A 16,828-nucleotide genomic window follows, 5' to 3' on the forward strand; every position below is an offset into this window, starting at 1 on the left:
GCTCGGGCCATGACCGTACAGCCGTGGGCGCAGTGGCATGCCGAGCACGAACGTCAACTGGCCGACCCGCACGGGTTCCTCGCCATCACCAGCCTGAACTTCCTCACCGGCATCCCGCGGCGCTTTCCCGACGCGCCCGGCGAGTGGTCGACCAGGGCCGACGGCGTGGTCGTCGACCTGGCCGACGGCGAGACGCTGATCGTCGACGGCCGCACGGTGACCGGGCGGCACGCGTTCGGCGTGATCGGCGAGCGAAGCGGCGTCAACGTCCGGGCCGGCGACGCCGTGATCGAGGTGGCCAAGCGCGGCGGCTTCGACATCGTCCGCCCCCGCCATCCGGACCACCCGCTGCGCCTGGCGTTCCACGGCACACCGGCCTACGAGCCGGACCCCCGCTGGGTGGTCACCGGCCGGTTCGTGCCGTTCGACGCGCCCCGCGACGTCACCGTCGGCGCGGCGGTCGAGGGCCTGGAGCACGTGTACGAGTCGCCGGGTCGCGTCGAGTTCGAGGTGGACGGCACGCCGCTCGCCCTGACCGTCTTCAACGGACGTACGCCGGGCTCGTTCTTCGCCCTGTTCGCCGACCGGACGTCCGGCGTCACCACGTACGCGGCGAATCGTAGCCTGGCCATCGAACCGCCGGCCGCCGACGGCACGGTGGTGCTCGACTTCACCCGGGCCACCAACCTGCCGTGCGCCTACACCGACTTCGCCACCTGCCCGCTGCCCCCGGCGGAGAACCGATTGCCGATCGCGGTCGAGGCCGGCGAGAAGATCCCGTACGAACGCCTCGCCCCGGCGAGATAGGCGAGGCAGCGGTGCGATTCCAGGTCCTCGACATCCTGCCGCACCTCACGAACCCGGTGACCGGCCGTGAGATCCGGCCCGACGAGCGGTTCGCGCAGGCCCTCACCGCGGCCCGGTACGCCGAACAGTTCGGCTACGACGGGGTCGCGCTCGGCGAGCGGCACGCCGGGGCGTTCCTGTCCAGCGGGGTCACCGTGCTGCTCGGCGCGATCGCCGCGACCACCAGCCGGGTGCGGATCCAGACCGGGGTCTCGGTGCTGTCGATCCACGACCCGCTGCGCGTCGCCGAGGACTACGCCACCGTCGACCAGCTTTCCCGCGGCCGGCTGGAGCTGGTCATCGGCAAGGGCAACGAGCTGCGGCAACTGCCGATGTTCAACGTCGAGAACGGCGAGCAGTGGGACGCCCTGGCCGAGAAGTACGAGCTGCTGCGGCGGCTGTGGCGGGAGGAGAGCGTCACCTGGCAGGGCCGGTTCCGCGGCCCGCTGCACGAGGTGACCAGCCTGCCGCGGCCGTACGCCGGCGCACCGCGGGTCTGGCACGGTTCGGCCACCACGCAGACCTCGGCGGAGCTGGCCGCCCGGTGGGGCGACCCGCTCTTCTCCGCCAACGCAATCCAGCCCCGCGACAACTACACGGTCCTCATCGAGCACTACCGGAGGCGGTACGCCGAGCACGGCCACGATCCGCGCCTGGCCTACGTTGCCGCGGGCGCCGGGTTCCTCTACCTCGCCGACACCACCCAGCAGGCGCGGGAGGCGTTCGGCCCGACGTACGAGCGGCTGGTCGCCTATTTCAACCAGCCGGGCAACCACACCCCCGGCAACGAGATGACCTTCGCGACCATCGACGACGCGGTCGCCCGCGGCCCGGTCCTGGTCGGTTCGCCGCAGCAGATCGCCGAGAAGATCCTCTGGTTCCACGAGGCCTACCGGCATGACCTGCAGTCGTTCAGTCTGCCCACGATGATCCCGCACGAGCAGCAACTGCACATGCTCGAACGCCTGGCCGCCGAGGTGATCCCGGTCGTGCGCAAGGCCGCGCCCACGACGCTCTGGAGCGACCAGGATCCCTACGGCGGGCGGCCGGCCGCACACGGCCGTACGGTGGCCGACGCCGCCGCGGAGGTCGAGAAGCGCAACCGCGGCAGCCGTACACACATGTGAACGCCAATTGGCCTATTTCGCCGATAGGATTTGCGGAGGAGGGCGACCGGGGGGTTCGATGTACTTCGCAGTGGAGATCGACGGAGCCGGCGCACATCCTGCCGCCGACGGGGATGGGGATTCGCTCGCGGCGGCGACCGCCGGGCAGGCGGCGGCGCGAGCCGCCGAGACAGCGGGGTTCGACCTGGTCACGCAGGCCGACTCGGCGTTGCCGCCGCCCGGCGGGGGTCTCCGGCTCGAGGCCGGTGTCCGCGCCGCCTATCTGGCTCGGCGCACCCGCCGGATCGGTATCGCGCCCACCCTGCACGTCACCGTCACCGAGCCGTTCCATCTGGCCACCCAGCTCGCCTCGCTCGACCACGCGTCGCTGGGCCGGGCCGGCTGGGTGGTCGGTGCCGACAACAGTGCGGCGGCCCTGGCCACCGTCGGCGACCGGCCGCTGCCGGCCGAGGATCTGCGCCGCGAGGTCGCGGACGTCATCGACGTGTGCCGCCGGCTGTGGGACTCGTGGGAGGACGACGCGATCATCCGCGACCGGGCCACCGGCCGGTTCCTGCACGCCGACCGGGTGCATCACGTGAACTTCGCCGGCGCCCGGTTCTCCGTGACCGGCCCGCTGATCACCCCACGGCCGCCACAGGGCCAGGTGGTCGTGCTCGGCGCCGACACGCTGGGCGTCACCGGCCGCCTGGACGTCGCGCTGATCGCCGCGCCGAGCCTCGACGAGGTGGCCGAGCGCGCCCGGCAGGCCCGCGCCGACGGCGCGCCGCTGGTCTTCGCCGAGCTCGACGTGCTGCTCGGGGCGGAGCGGCTGGCCGGCCTGGACGCGGTCCGCCCATGGGGGCCACCGGTCCGGCTCCGGCACACCGGCCGCGCCGAGGAACTGCGCGCCCTGCTCGCCCGGCTGGCCGGCCTGGTGGACGGCGTACGCCTGCACCCGGCCGTGCTCGCCACCGACCTGCCCCGGCTGGCCGCCGCCCTCCGGCCCGGCCCGGGATCCGGCGGCACGCTGCGGGACCGGTTGCGCCTGCCGCGCCCGGCCAACCGGTTCGCCACCGCCCGATAGGGGGACGCATGCTGCACCTCGGAGTGTTCTTCACCGGCGTCGGGCCGCAGCTGTTGTGGGCCGAGCCCGACTTCGCCTCGCACACCCACATCGACACGTTCGTGGCCACCGCCCGGACGCTCGAGCGCGGCCTGTTCGACGCGTTCTTCCTGGGCGAGGGGTTACGCGTACGGGAAAATCGCGGTCGCATCCACGACCTGGACGTCGCCGGACGGCCGGACGCCATCACCCAGCTCGCGGCCCTGGCCGCGGAGACCGAGCGGATCGGCCTGGTCGCCACCCAGAACACCACCTACAACTTCCCGGCCGACCTTGCCCGGCGGCTCGCCAGCCTCGATCACCTCTCGGCCGGCCGGGCCGGCTGGAACATCGTGACCACCGACAACGCGTGGACCGGGGAGAACTTCCGGTACGGCGGATGGCTGCCGCACGAGCGGCGCTACGAGCGGGCCGGCCAGTTCGTCGAGGCGGCCAAGGCATTGTGGCGCGGGGAGACCGTCGAGCGGCACACCGATCTGGTCAAGCTGACCGCGGCGCCGACCGTGCCGCCCAGCCCGCAGGGCCGGCCGGTGCTGTTCCAGGCCGGCGACTCCGCGGGCGGGCGGGAGCTGGCCGCCCGGCACGCCGATGTCGTCTTCTCCGCCAACACCGACTACGACAAGGCGATCGCGTACGCCGCCGACCTGCGCCGCCGACTGGCCGCCCACGGCCGCTCCGCCGACTCGCTGCGGATCCTGCCGGGCGCGTCGGTGGTCCTCGGCGACACCCCGGCGCAGGCCGCCGAGAAGGCCGCCTGGATCGAACGCGAACAGACCACCGGACCGCGTGCCCTCGCGTTCCTCGAGCAGTACTGGGGCAAGGACCTCTCCGGCTACGACCCGGACGGCCCGCTGCCGGACATCGAGCCGGCCGACGGCGAGCTGGACCCGTCCCGCGGCACCATCTCCATCGAGCACCGCACCGGCAAGCTCGAGCGCATCGCCGGCTGGCGGCGCCTGGCCGCCGAGCGCGGGCTCTCCATCCGCGACCTGGTCATCGCCGTGACCCCACGGCACAACACCTTCGTCGGCACCCCCGGCCAGGTCGCCGACGAATGGGCCCGCTACCTGCGCGACCGGGCGGTGGACGGCTTCAACATCATCCCGCAGCTGCTGCCGGGCTCGGTCGAGTACATCGTCGACCGCCTGGTGCCGCAGCTGCAGGAGCGCGGCATCTTCCGCACCGCGTACACCGGCCACACCCTGCGCGAGCATCTGGAGCTGCCGGCGCCCGGACGCTGAGGCCTGGTCAGCGCTCGCCGCGCAGACCGAACGCGCTGCGATGGAAGACCAGCGGCAAGGAGTGGTCGGCGTGCCGCACCCCGTGCAGGCGCAGCAGCACGATCGTGTGGTCACCCGCCTCCACCTCGCGGTAGATGGTGGTGTCGAACTGGGCGAGACCGTCCGGCAGGGTGACCGCGCCGTGCGCGCTGAGCAGCACCTCGACCCCCTCGAAGCGGGACTCGGGCGGGCCGGCGAGCTGGCGGGCCAGCGCGCCGTGCCGGGCCGCCAGGATGGTCACCCCCAGGTGAGCGGCGCGGCGCAGGTCGGGCCACGTCTTGGAGGCGTTGGCGATGGAGAACGACACCAGCGGCGGGTCCAGGCTCACCGAGGTGAACGAGCTGGCCGCCAGCCCGACGAGGCGGCCGTCGACCTGGGCGGCGACCGCGACGACACCGCTGGGGAAGATGCCGAACGCCTGACGCAGGCGAACCGGGTTGAGATCCTGGTTGGTCGGGAACGACGGGGTGTTGAGGTCGGTCATCTGCATCCTCGCATCACAGTGACGACGGCGGGTTGATCGCCGACTGCTGGATCCCGGAGTCCGGCACGCCCCACTTGCCGAGGATCTTCGCGTAGTCGCCGGAGTCGATGAGCTTGTTCACGGCGTCGCGCAGCGCCGGGGCGATCGGAGGCGGGCACGATGGCCGGCATCGCCTGCGGCAGCACCACCCGCCGGAAGATGTGCGAGAGCCGCATGACGGCCAGCGCGGTGCCCAGCAGGTATCCGCAGACCATCACCGCGGCGGTCAGCCACAGCGTGAGCACCAGGCCGCGCAGGATGGCCGTGCTGGTGAAGTACTGGCCGACCACCGCCCACTGGAAGCGGGGATTGGTCAGCACCGTGTGCACCAGCATGGCCAGCAGCACCCCGGCGACGACGGCAGCCAGCCACTGCCCGGTCCGGCGCGGCCGGGCCACCCGGGCCGCGAGCAGCTCGTCGTCGGTCAGGTGCCGGTCGGCGGTCTTCAGCAGGACGGTCATGCCGGGGCCAGCGGTCCGCGCGATAGGTAGGACATATTCTTTTCCTATAGCCGATGTGGGAATTTGGCAAGACCGGCGGCGGATCCGATAGCATGCAAAACCCATAGATCTTTAGGAGTGTCGATGCGTAGGATCGCGTCCGCCGTCATGGCGGGCACCCTGTTGCTGGCCGCCGGATGCGACGGCGGAGGCGGCGCCACGTCGCCGAGCGCGGCCTTCGACCCGGCGACCTGCCAGGGCGGCACGCTGTCGGTGCTCAACCAGGGCGGGATCACCCACCTCGACCCGGCTCGGCTCTACACCTCCGGCGGCGGCAACATCCCGTCGCTGCTGTTCCGGACGCTGACCACGCGCAACCGGCAGCAGGGGGAGGCCGGCGCGAAGCCCGCCCCCGACCTGGCGACCGACCTGGGCACGCCGTCGGACGGCGCGCGCACGTGGACCTACCACCTGCGCGACGGCGTCTTCTTCGAGGACGGCACCCCGATCACCGCGGCCGACATCAAGTACGGCATCGAGCGGTCGTTCGCCCCCGAGCTGCCCGGCGGCGCGCCCTACCTGCGCGACTGGCTGCAGGACGCGGCGAGCTACCAGGGGCCGTACAAGCAGCCCGACGGGATCAAGGCGATCGAGACGCCGGACGACAAGACGATCGTCTTCAAGCTGCGCAAGCCGGAGGGCGACTTCCCGTATCTGGCCACCGCCACCCAGTTCGCCCCCGTCCCCAAGGCCAAGGACAAAGGCGTCGGGTACGAGGCCCACCCGGTCTCCTCCGGTCCGTACCAGGTGGAGTCGTACGAGCCGAAGAAGTCGCTCGTGCTGGTCCGCAACCCGCACTGGTCGGCCAAGAGCGACACCCTGCGCTACGCCTGCCCCGATCGCATCGAGGTGACCGCGGGCCTGGACGCCGCCGTGATCAACCAGCGCCTGGTCAGCGGCGCCGGCCAGGACGCGAACGCGGTCACCACCGACGCCGTGGTCGGCCCCGAGCAACTGGCCCAGCTCGGCACCGGCGGCCCGCTGGACAAGCAGGTCGCGCGGGGCGAGTTCCCCGCCACGTACTACCTGGCCTTCAACACCAAGAAGGCACCCTTCGACAACGAGAAGGTGCGCGAGGCCATCTCGTACGCGGTCAATCGCACCTCGGTCGTAAACGCGCTCGGCGGCAGCACCGTGGCCGGCGCCTCGACGACGTTCCTGCCGCCGCAGAAGGCGCTCGGCTACCAGCCCTACGACTACTTCCCGGCCGGCGACACCGGCGATCCGGCCAAGGCCAGGCAGGCGCTCGCCGAGGCCGGCGTGACCAACCTGACGATCGAGCTCGCCCACGAGAACGCGGACGACGAGGGCCTCGGCCCCAAGGTCGCCGCCGCCGTCCAGGAGGCGCTCAAGCAGGCCGGCATCACGGTGAAGCTGACCGCGATCGACGCCGCCACCTACCGCGACGTCACCGGCAAGCCGGCCACCCAGCCCGGCCTGGCGCTGCAGTACTGGGGCGCCGACTGGCCGTCCGGCGGCCCGTTCCTGATCCCGATCTTCGACGGCCGCCAGATCATCCAGGCCGGCGGCAACTTCAACCATGCGCAGTACGACGACCCGTCGGTCAACGCGGAGATCGACGCGATCAACGCCCTCACCGACCAGTCCCAGGCCCAGGCCCGGTGGGGCGCGCTGGACGCGAAGATCGGCAAGCTGGCCCTGACCGTCCCGCTCGCCCACGAGAAGGACGTCTACCTGTTCGGCAAGAACGTGAAGAACGCCGTGCCGGACGGCTGGCGCGGCACCTACGACCTGGCCCGGATCTCGGTCAAGTGACCCTGCTCCGCCGTCTGCGGGGCGACCGCGGCTTCCTGGCCGGCGCCGTGGTCGCCCTGCTCATGGTGCTGGTCGCCGCCGCGGCTCCGCTGCTGGCCGCGGCGGCCGGCCAGGACTACACCACCTATCACGACAACCTGCTCGACTCGGCCCGCGGCGGGGTGCCGCTGGGCCGGTTCGGCGGCCTGAGCGCCGAGCACTGGCTGGGCGTGGAGCCCGGCACCGGCCGCGACCTGTTCGCCCGGGTCGTCTACGGCGCCCGGGTGTCGCTCGGTGTGGCGGTCGGCGCGACCATCCTGCAGATCCTGTTCGGCGTGCTGGTCGGCACCGCCGCCGGGCTCGGCGGCCGCTGGGCCGACGCGGCGCTGACCCGGGTCGTCGACCTCGTCCTGGCCGTGCCCAGCCTGGTACTGGCGATCTCGCTGCTGGCGATCGTGCCGCAGGACTGGCCGCGCCCGCTGCTGCTGGCCGCGGTCATCGCCGTCCTCGGCTGGGGCGGTACCGCGCGGATCACCCGCGGCGAGACACTCACGCTGCGCACCCGCGACTACGTGGCGGCGGCTCGCCTGTCCGGCGCGGGCTGGTTCCGGATCGCGCGCCGCGAGATCGCGCCCGGCCTGGCCGCGCCGGTGCTCACGTACGCGGCGTTGCTGCTGCCCACCAACATGGTCGTCGAGGCCGGTCTCTCGTTCCTCGGCGTGGGCGTGCGCCCGCCGACCCCGTCCTGGGGCCAGATGCTGTCCACCGCGACCACCTGGTTCCGCGCCGACCCGATGTACGTGCTCGTCCCGGGCGGCCTGCTGTTCCTGACCCTGCTGGCGTTCGTGCTGGTCGCCAACGGGCTGCGCCGCGTGCTGGACCCGCGGCAGAGCGAGGTGCTGCGATGATCGGCTATCTCGTACGCCGGATCGGCGGGGCGGTGTTCGTCCTGTTCGGACTCTCCCTGCTGCTCTACGGGCTCTTCTACCTCGCGCCCTCCGACCCGGCGATCCTCACCTGCGGCAAGGGCTGCACCCCCGAGCGGCTCGCCGAGGTGCGGCACGCGATGGGCGTCGACGACCCGGTGCCCACCCAGTACGCGCACTTCCTGACCGGCCTGGTCGCCGGCCGTGACTACCCGGCCGGACCGGCGACCCGGCACTGCCCGGCGCCCTGCCTCGGCTACTCGTTCGAGACCGACCAGCCGGTGACCCGGCTGCTGCTGGACCGGCTGCCGGTCTCCGCGTCGCTCGCCCTCGGCGCCGAGGTGCTGGCCCTGACCGCCGGCATCGGCGCCGGCGTGCTCTCCGGGCTGCGCCGCCACCGATGGCTCGATCGGGTCGTCAACGGCCTGGTGCTGGCCGGCTACGCGGTGCCGGTCTTCCTGGTCGGACTGCTGCTCCTGCTCGTCTTCTGTGTGCAGCTGCAATGGCTGCCGTTCCCCAGCTACGTGCCGCTCACCACGGACCCCCTGGCCTGGGCGCAGAACCTGCTTCTGCCCTGGGTTGCGCTCGCCGTCATTCAGACCGCCGCGTACGCCCGCCTGACCCGCGCCGGCATTCAGGAGACCCTCGCCGAGGACCACATTCGCACCGCCCGCGCGTACGGTCTGCCGGAAGGCCGGATCATCCGGCGGCGTGCGCTGCGCGGGGCACTGCTGCCGCTGGTCACGCTGACCGCGATCGATCTCGCCGCGATCATGACGAGCGCGGTGCTGACCGAGACGATGTTCGGCCTGCCCGGCGTCGGCCAGCTGCTGGTCGGCGCGGTCAACCAGATCGACCTGCCGGTGGTCGTCGGCGTCACGCTGCTGGCCGGTCTGCTGATCGTCGTCGCGAACACGATCGCCGACCTGCTGTACCGGGTCGTCGACCCGCGGGTGGAGCTGCGATGAGCACGCTGACCGTCGAGAACCTGCGCATCCGCTTCGCCGACACGGTCGCGGTCGACGGCCTGTGTTTCGAGCTGCCTGCCGGCGGTGCGCTCGGCATCGTGGGCGAGTCCGGCTCCGGCAAGAGCGCCACCGCGCTGGCCCTGCTCGGCCTGCACACCGACGCCACGACCGAGGGGCGGATCGGCTTCGACGGCCTCGACCTCACCGGCCTGGACGACCGGCGGTGGCGGCAGATACGTGGCGCCCGCATCGCCATGGTGTTCCAGGAACCGCTCACCGCGCTCAGCCCGTTCCACACCATCGGCGACCAGATCGCCGAGGTGTACCGGCTGCACACCGGGGCCTCCCGCAAGGCCGCCCGGCAGCGGGCCGTCGAGGTGCTCGGCCAGGTTCACATCCCCGACCCGGCCCGCCGCGCGTCGAACTACCCGCACCAGTTCTCCGGCGGCATGCGGCAGCGGGCGCTGATCGCCATGGCTCTCGCCTGCCGCCCCCGGCTCATCGTCGCGGACGAGCCGACCACCGCGCTCGACGTCACCGTGCAGGCGCAGATCCTCGACCTGCTCGACGAGGTGCGCGAGACCACCGGCACGTCGCTGCTGCTGATCAGCCACGACCTCGGCGTGGTCGCGGGATCCACCGACCGGGTCGTGGTCATGCGGCGCGGCGTCGCGGTCGAACAGGGCGAGACCGCCGCCGTGCTGGGCGCGCCCACCGACGCGTACACCCGGGAACTGCTCCAAGCCGCACCCCATCCGACGCCGCCGCGGAAGATCGCCGGCGAGCCGCTGCTGCGGCTCGCCGGCGTCCGCAAGCACTTCAGGCAGCGCCGCCGGGAACCGGTCCGGGCCGTCGACGACGTGACGCTCGACGTGCGGGCCGGGGAGACGCTGGGCATCGTGGGGGAGTCCGGCACCGGCAAGACCACCCTCGCCCGGCTGATGACCGGACTGCTCGCGCCGTCGGCCGGGACGATCACGCTGGACGGCGTGGACATCGCCCGGCGCCGCGGCGGCTCGGTGCAGATGGTGTTCCAGGACCCGCTGTCGTCGCTCAACCCGCGACGCAGCATCGGCGAGAGCATCGCGGACCCGTTGCGCCTTTCCGGCGTACGCGATCCCCGTCCCGGCGTCGAGGACCTGCTCGAGCGGGTCGGCCTGGCCCGCCGCGAGTACGACCGCTACCCGCACCAGCTCTCCGGCGGCATGCGTCAGCGGGTCGGCATCGCCCGCGCCCTCGCCCCGCGCCCGCGGCTGATCGTCTGCGACGAGCCGGTGTCGTCGCTGGACGTGACCACCCAGGCCCAGGTGCTGGCCCTGCTCGAGGACCTGCGCGAGGAACTGGGCCTGACCATGGTCTTCGTCTCGCACGACCTGGCCGTGCTCCGGCAGATCGCCGATCGGGTGGCGGTGCTCTCCGAGGGCCGGATCGTCGAGATCGGCGATACGGCCGACGTGTACGACCGGCCGCGGCACCCGTACACCAAGGAGCTGCTCGCCGCCGTGCCGGTCGCGGACCCGGCCGAGGCGCGCCGGCTGCGCGCCCTGCGGGCACGCCGGTCCCCGGCGACGTTTACCCCTTGACGTGCCCGGGCACGGTCCTGCGCAGCGTCGAAGGGTGAGACGATGATCAAGGGGCCCGGCGTCGTACGCGTTCTGCAAATGAACATCTTTCATCGGACCGCGGATTGGGGCCGCCGCCGGGTGCTGCTCCGCAACGGTCTCCGCGAGTACGCACCGGACCTGGTGGCCTTGGCGGAAACGGTGGTGACCGCGGACTACGACCAGGTCCGCGATCTGCTGGGGCCGGGCTGGTTCGTCCACCATCAACGGGAACGTTCCGCGGACGGCGCCGGGATCTCGCTGGCCAGCCGGTGGCCGCTCGTGGACGTACAGGAAGTGGATCTGTCGGTGACCGACCGTGCCGCGGAGTTCCCGGGCGTCTCGATCATCGCCCGTCTCCACGCTCCCGATCCGATCGGCGGCCTGATCTTCGTCAACCACAAACCGACGTGGCAATGCGGTTACGAGTACGAGCGCGAGTTGCAGGCGGTGAAGGCGGCCCGCGCCGTTGAGGCGCTGGTCGGCAGGGAGTTCGGGCACGTTGTCCTGGCCGGTGACTTCGACGCGGTGCCGGAGGCGGCCAGCGTACGGTTCTGGACCGGGCGGCAGTCGCTGGAGCGGACCAGCGTCATGTACCGCGATGCCTGGGAAGCGGTGAACGGGGTTGCCGGCGGGCACACGTTCACGCCCGTCAATCCGCTGGTGCGGCTCGGCGAGATGCCGTTGGAGATCGGGCGCCGCATCGACTACGTGCTGGTCCGGGCCACGAGGCACGGACCGACGCTACGGGTCGCCGACTGCCGGCAGGCGTTCGCGGAACCGGACGGCGAGGTGTGGGCCAGCGATCATTTCGGCGTCCTCGCCGACCTCGAGGCGCATCCCTACCGGGACGGATCGCGCTCCGCCCCGATGGTGAAGTGACGCCCGCGCGATCATCGGGACCGACTCGCTGATCGCGTGGGCGGGCAACCGCGTGGTCGAGAACTACCCCGAGGCCGCGGCGATCAGGGCGCCCAGGGCCGAGGTCTGGGTGCGCCAGTCGCGGGCGTTCGGGTAGGCGGCCGACGTCGTGCCGGTCCAGCGCTCGCCCAGCCGGTTGAGCGAGTCGCGGTCGGCGGTCCAGATGCGATCGGCCTGGGTCTGGGCGTACGTGCGGTAGCTCGCCTGGCCGGTCACGTCGGCCAGCTCCAGCAGGCCGCGCATGAAGATGCCCTTGAACTGCTTGCCGTTGTCGTCGCAGGTGCGGTCGGCGGCGTCGCAGGACTCGGTCAGGATGCCGTTCTTGGTGAGTACGCCGTTGGCGGTCGCGGCGTCGGCGAGCGCCCGCGCCTTGGCCAGGACGGCACTCGCGCCGGTGGCCCGGTAGAGCTCCACCGCGGCGCCGATCGCCAGACCCTGGTTGTACGTATAGACCGTGCCGTTGTTGTTCGCGCACGAGGTGGTCAGGCCGTCGTTGACTAGGTTCGACGAATTGATCATGCCGCTCGCGACGAACCAGTTCCAGCCGGTCGTGGCCCGGTTGAGCCACGCGGTGTCGCCGGCGATGCGGTTGTGCAGGGCCGCGGACAGCCGGATGTAGAGGCCGATCGTCACCGCGTTCTTGTACGTGCGCTCGCGGTCCCACCAGACGCCGCCACCACAGGTCGAGGTGTCCCAGAAGCCGCTGACGTAGTTGGCGATCGTCACCGCCTCGGTCAGATACTTACCGTCGCCGGTCAGGTCGTACGCCTGCAGCCAGGCCAGTCCCCACCAGCCCGCGTCGTCGACCGCGCGGCTGATGAAGTCGCCCTCGATCGGGTCGCCGCTCTTCACCCCGGCCGGGAAGGCCACCCGGTTGACGGTGAACGTGCGGTCGACCACCCACCGGTAGTCGGTGCGGCCGGAGCGCTTCATCCAGGCCATCAGCGTGGTGATCGTGTCGGCCGAGTTCCACCAGCTCGACGGCCACCAGGCGGTGTCCGGCTGATAGGCCCACATCAGCGCGTCGGCCGCGGCCGCGGCCCGGTTGTCCGCGGGCCGCGCCCACGCCGTGCAGCTGCCGTTGTTGCCGGTGACCGCCCGGCCGCACGCGCGCAGGGCGCCGCCGTACAGCAGGGCCTTGGTGTCCCGGGACGCGAAGAGGGCCGTCCTGGTGCCGGTGGCGCCGCTCGGCGTGCTCAGCCGGCCCAGCGAGGACCCGCCGGGCCAGGACGCGCCCTCGTCCCACGACCGGTCGAGCCACACCTCGTCGCCGGGCGCGCCGCCGCCGATGGTGGCCCAGGCCATGCCCCGGGTGTCGATGTGCAGCGCAATGGTGCGCCCGCTGAGTGTCGTCGCCGGTACCGGCTGGGTGTCGCCGACGGCGGTGGTGACCCCGTCGCAGACCACGTCGCACGCCTGCGCGTGCACCCAGTCGGTGCACTGCACGCCGGCCGCGTCGCCGCACGCCCGGATCATGCCGCGCCGGTGATGTGACGGGTCGGCCAGGTTGTACATGAGCGTGCGGGTGCCCGTCCAGGTGCTCGGGATCGAGGCCTTGCCGAGCAGGCCGTCCCAGGTGGCGCCGCCGTCGAAGGTGCGATCGAGCCACACCGAGTCGCCGGTGCCGCCGTTGTCGATGCTGCCCCACGCCATCGCGTCGGCGTCGGAAAGATGCAGCGAGATCCGCCGGCCGTTCTGAATCCGGTCGGCGACCGGGAAGGTGTCCTGCTTGGCCCGCGAGGGGTCGAGCTGGTCGCAGCTGACCGAGCAGACGACCGCGGCGGCAAGCGGGGCGGCGGAAGCCACGGCTCCCGGACGGGTGGGCCGGGCCTGCGCGGGCGACCCGCTCAGGACGACGGCGAGGAACGTGACAACCGCGACGACGACGCGCTTCACAGTTCACATATTGATGACTATGAACAGATATCAGCAAGGCTTGTTAACGAAACCTGCCCCTTCTAGCTCCTTCGCCGACCCTTCCGACTGACCAGGAGGTACTTCACGCCCTCCATGGTGAGGAAGGAGGTGATGACCGCGATCAGGATGGGCGCGGTCTGCAGGGCACCCACCTGGGTCAGGAACGCGGCCGTCAGGACCATCGCGAACGGCGCGGCCGCCAGCGACCCCGGGACGGCGGCGAGCAGGCAGGCGAACGCCAGCCCGAGCGGCACACCGGGAATGACATGATGGACGATGACCCCGGCCGTTCCGCCGATGAACAGCGCCGGGAAGATCGGTCCGCCGACGAAGCCGCTGCCCTGGCTGACGCCGAAGGTGAGCATCTTGGCCACCAGCGCGGCGATGAGGAACCCGAGGCCGAAGGTCCCCGCGCCGCCCAGCACGACCTTGAGCTGGTCGCCGCCGTTGAACATGGTGAGCGGCAGCGCGACGCCGACGGCCCCGAAGATCAGTCCGCCCAGCGCGGACTTGGCGAGGTCCGGGACCTTCAGCCGGTCGAACAGCCGCGTCGTCACCGCGGTGATTCCAATCAGCACCGTCACCACCGCGGCCGCGAACAGGCCGAGAGGGATTCCGGCGAGTAGCTGCCAGTCCTCGTACTCGAAGGGCGGCACCTGGTAGAAGTCCAGGAATACGGCGCCCGCGATGGCGAAGTAGACACCGAACGAGACGCTCGACGCCACGATCTGGGCGGCGAGGGACTTGACGAACCGCTGTCCGCCCGGTCGGGCGATCTCCATGATCAGCATCACCACGATCACGGGGCTCGAGAACAGCCCGCCGTACGCGCCCGCGAAGCCCGCCAGAGTGCTCGCCTGGGCGTCCTCCGTCGCGAGGCTTCGTCGCTGAGCGATCCAGCTGCCGAGACCGCCGCCCATCGACCCCAGAGCCTTCTCCGGGCCGAGGCTGGCTCCGCCGATCAGCGACACCAGGGAGACGGCCGCGATACCGGGCGCCAGCGCCGGGTCGACGTGCTGGGTCTGCAGGTCGTCGAAGAGGCCGGGAGTCTTCCAGGGCAGGCGGGTCAGGCGGCGAACAAGGCCGACCACGACACCCGCCGCCGCGGCCACCACCACCCACCACCAATGGCCGCCGAACCAGCCCGGATGGGAGTCGCTGTACCACTTGCCGCCGTAGGTGATCGCGCCGACGAAGATCAGCGCGGCGGCCGCGCCGAACGCCCCGAGGGCCACCGCGTAGCCGATCAGGACCCAGAACTCCCGCTTCTGAGTGACCGGCGGCTCGATCGCAGGCCGTTCCGGACGACTCTCGCTCATGTCGGCTTCGCGCACTCTCCCATCCCATCCCGGGCATCGGCAGGTTTCGGCGAACCCAGCGGCTCGCCGCTTGCCCTCATCCTAGGGATGATGGTGGCGTGGCAGAGCCCGATGGCAGCCTCCACCGTCAGGTCGCGTGGACGATCCTGCGCGTCCTGGTGTCCGTTGCCGCATTGCTGGCCGTGTACTTCTGGCTCCCCCTCGATCGCTATCCGAGCCAGGCGGCCATTACCGTCCTGATCGTCGGGCTCGTCCTGCTGATCGTGCTGGTCGCCTGGCAGGTCCGGCAGATCGTCATGGACCCGCGGCCACGCCTGCGGGCGATCGAAGCCCTCGCCACCACCGGCCCGCTGTTCCTGATCCTGTTCGCCAGCACGTACTTCGAAATGGCCAGGTTCGCCCCGCACAGCTTCAGCGCCCCGCTGACGCGTGCGGACGCGCTGTATTTCACCGTCACCGTGTTCTCCACCGTCGGCTTCGGCGACATCACCGCCAAGACCCAGACGGCACGGCTGGTGGTCACCGGCCAGATGATCGCCGACATCGTCTTCCTCGGGCTCGGACTCAAAGTCATCGTTGGCGCCGTCAGCCGCGGCCGGCAGCGGCGGCGGCCACGAGACTCGGAGGACAACCGCGCCCCCTGAGCACGCGTGCCCGGCCACCGCCACCGCTCATCCGCGGCCGACGTGTCCGCTCAGTAGAGATCCGGGCTGGTGCCGGCCGCCATGAGCGCGGGGCTCTGGACCGGAGCGCCGAAGCTCGCCTCGGTCCACAGGTGCCCGTCACTGCCCTGGAACGCCAGGATCCATGGCATGACCGACGGCGTGGTCCCGGTCGCCACGCCGACCGTCCAGCTCTCCTGGAACGAGATGGCCGGAGTGACCCGCCACAGTGCGCTGGTGACGGCCCGGAAGGAAACCTGGATCTCGCCGGACCCGTCCGGCCCGATCAGCCCGTCCGCGGCGGCACCGGGCCCGGCTCCGGGTGTCAGGCCCAGGTCGATCCGGGAGTTGGTGCGCTTGACCGAGTTGTACGTGTAGAGCACGTGGTCGGCCGACTCGTAGGCGACCGCGACACCGTCCAGCAGCGAGGTCGACCCGATGACGGCGATGCTCGGGCTGGTGGCCGGATCCATGGCCACACCGGGACACGAGTTCTGTCCGTCGCCGGTCAGCAGGCACATCAGGTTCCCGGTCGGCGTCTGGTAGGCGATGACCGCCTCCCGGACGAAGTTCAGCGGCTGGCTGATACTGGGGCTGTTGCGGATCGGCAGGGCGGTGTCGACGGGACTGCTCCCGAGCACGTACGTCCAGAGGTGTCCGTTGGTACCGCGGTAGGCGATCTTCACGGTGCCCGCCAGCGTGGACGACGCGCTGGGGCTGGTTCCGGAGGCCATCCGGATCCCGGTATTGGTTGCTGCTCCGGTCAGGAGGTCGAGCAGCCACAGGGTCCCGGTGTTCGCCTGGAACGCGATGGTGTTCCGGCACCCTCCGGCGCAGGAGTTGACGACGGACGGGCTCGTGCGTGCCGCCATGCCGAGGCCCCGGTCGTGCGGCGTGCCGGCCGTGTCGAGCGTCCACAGATCCCCGTTGGACCCCTGGAACGCCACCGAGAACGACGGCGGCGGAGCCGGATCCGGAGGCTCGTCCGCGCCGGCCGGACTTGCGGCCGACGCCACCGTCAATCCCGCCAGCACCACCGCGCCCAACAGCCTTGCTTGCCAACGGCCGTTCATCTGTGTCCTCCCTGTGCGTTCGAGGCCGGGATCCATCCCGACGCCTGCGCGCCGTAGGGGCCACCAGATTGCCTTCGCCATACCCGCGCCGGCCGTCCGTCGAGCAGCCTCGTGCTCCCGGCATGCACAGCCTCCTCAGCGGGCTGATACCGAGCTGACGTGGCGCTGAAACGGCAGCACCCGTCCGTCGGCGTCGAGCCAGAGCGCCTCCGGGCGTTCAGCCGTGCCGGCCGAGCGCCTCCGGGCGTTCAGCCGTGCCGGCCGAGCGCCTCCGGGCGTTCAGCCGTGCCGGCCGGGCGCCTCCG

At 71.7% G+C, this 16,828-nt stretch carries 15 protein-coding genes; 10 read left to right on the forward strand and 5 right to left on the reverse strand.

From position 1 onward, the window contains the following. Positions 1-9 precede the first annotated feature (9 nt). Genes ODJ79_RS27865 through ODJ79_RS27880 form a run of 4 tightly spaced genes read left to right on the forward strand, consistent with a single transcriptional unit; the run spans position 10 to position 4,319 of the window. A complete protein-coding gene (locus ODJ79_RS27865) occupies positions 10-807 on the forward strand; it encodes a DUF1684 domain-containing protein (RefSeq protein ID WP_263026548.1) in 798 nt (265 codons plus the stop codon). Between the two features lie 11 nt (positions 808-818). Beyond that, positions 819-1,973, forward strand: coding sequence for an LLM class flavin-dependent oxidoreductase (locus ODJ79_RS27870; protein WP_263026549.1), 1,155 nt, complete (start codon positions 819-821; stop codon positions 1,971-1,973). Between the two features lie 58 nt (positions 1,974-2,031). After that, the gene (locus ODJ79_RS27875) at positions 2,032-3,039 is read left to right on the forward strand and encodes an LLM class flavin-dependent oxidoreductase (protein WP_263026550.1); all 1,008 of its coding nucleotides are present in this window, start codon (positions 2,032-2,034) and stop codon (positions 3,037-3,039) included. An 8-nt stretch (positions 3,040-3,047) separates the two neighbouring features. Next, entirely contained in the window at positions 3,048-4,319 is a 1,272-nt protein-coding gene (locus tag ODJ79_RS27880; protein WP_263026551.1) for an LLM class flavin-dependent oxidoreductase, read from the forward strand. A 7-nt stretch (positions 4,320-4,326) separates the two neighbouring features. Here the strand turns inward: ODJ79_RS27880 and ODJ79_RS27885 are convergent, their stop codons facing one another. Continuing rightward, positions 4,327-4,848: a flavin reductase family protein gene (locus ODJ79_RS27885; protein WP_263026552.1), complete on the reverse strand. Its 522-nt coding sequence runs from the start codon at positions 4,846-4,848 to the stop codon at positions 4,327-4,329. Then, the gene (locus ODJ79_RS27890; protein WP_263026553.1) at positions 4,839-5,342 is read right to left on the reverse strand and encodes a hypothetical protein; all 504 of its coding nucleotides are present in this window, start codon (positions 5,340-5,342) and stop codon (positions 4,839-4,841) included. The genes ODJ79_RS27885 and ODJ79_RS27890 overlap by 10 nt, the downstream gene beginning before the upstream one ends. A 123-nt stretch (positions 5,343-5,465) precedes the next feature. Between ODJ79_RS27890 and ODJ79_RS27895 the strand changes: the two genes are divergently transcribed. Genes ODJ79_RS27895 through ODJ79_RS27915 form a run of 5 tightly spaced genes read left to right on the forward strand, consistent with a single transcriptional unit; the run spans position 5,466 to position 11,513 of the window. Next, on the forward strand, positions 5,466-7,157 hold the full coding sequence (locus ODJ79_RS27895; RefSeq protein ID WP_263026554.1) for an ABC transporter substrate-binding protein: 1,692 nt from the start codon (positions 5,466-5,468) through the stop codon (positions 7,155-7,157). Continuing rightward, entirely contained in the window at positions 7,154-8,044 is an 891-nt protein-coding gene (locus tag ODJ79_RS27900; protein ID WP_263026555.1) for an ABC transporter permease, read from the forward strand. The genes ODJ79_RS27895 and ODJ79_RS27900 overlap by 4 nt, the downstream gene beginning before the upstream one ends. After that, positions 8,041-9,030, forward strand: a complete 990-nt coding sequence (locus tag ODJ79_RS27905) for an ABC transporter permease (protein WP_263026556.1) — start codon at positions 8,041-8,043, stop codon at positions 9,028-9,030. The genes ODJ79_RS27900 and ODJ79_RS27905 overlap by 4 nt, the downstream gene beginning before the upstream one ends. Next, positions 9,027-10,613: a dipeptide ABC transporter ATP-binding protein gene (locus ODJ79_RS27910; RefSeq protein ID WP_263026557.1), complete on the forward strand. Its 1,587-nt coding sequence runs from the start codon at positions 9,027-9,029 to the stop codon at positions 10,611-10,613. The genes ODJ79_RS27905 and ODJ79_RS27910 overlap by 4 nt, the downstream gene beginning before the upstream one ends. A 42-nt stretch (positions 10,614-10,655) precedes the next feature. Next, positions 10,656-11,513 (forward strand): endonuclease/exonuclease/phosphatase family protein, encoded by an 858-nt coding sequence (locus ODJ79_RS27915; protein ID WP_263026558.1) that lies wholly within the window; start codon positions 10,656-10,658, stop codon positions 11,511-11,513. Positions 11,514-11,576: 63 nt separating this feature from the next. Here ODJ79_RS27915 and ODJ79_RS27920 read toward each other — a convergent pair whose 3' ends face one another. Next, positions 11,577-13,448, reverse strand: coding sequence for a glycoside hydrolase family 76 protein (locus ODJ79_RS27920; RefSeq protein WP_263026559.1), 1,872 nt, complete (start codon positions 13,446-13,448; stop codon positions 11,577-11,579). A gap of 62 nt (positions 13,449-13,510) precedes the next feature. Next, positions 13,511-14,788 (reverse strand): chloride channel protein, encoded by a 1,278-nt coding sequence (locus tag ODJ79_RS27925; RefSeq protein WP_263026560.1) that lies wholly within the window; start codon positions 14,786-14,788, stop codon positions 13,511-13,513. 98 nt (positions 14,789-14,886) lie between these two features. On the opposite strand from ODJ79_RS27925, the gene ODJ79_RS27930 reads away from it, so the two are divergent. Further along, positions 14,887-15,432: a potassium channel family protein gene (locus ODJ79_RS27930; RefSeq protein WP_263026561.1), complete on the forward strand. Its 546-nt coding sequence runs from the start codon at positions 14,887-14,889 to the stop codon at positions 15,430-15,432. A 50-nt stretch (positions 15,433-15,482) separates the two neighbouring features. Here the strand turns inward: ODJ79_RS27930 and ODJ79_RS27935 are convergent, their stop codons facing one another. Further along, complete coding sequence (locus ODJ79_RS27935; RefSeq protein WP_263026562.1) at positions 15,483-16,523, reverse strand: hypothetical protein; 1,041 nt, start codon at positions 16,521-16,523, stop codon at positions 15,483-15,485. Positions 16,524-16,828: the final 305 nt, after the last annotated feature.

Origin of the sequence: Actinoplanes sp. KI2, from assembly GCF_025630775.1 — a bacterium.
Classification (GTDB): Bacteria; Actinomycetota; Actinomycetes; order Mycobacteriales; family Micromonosporaceae; genus Actinoplanes.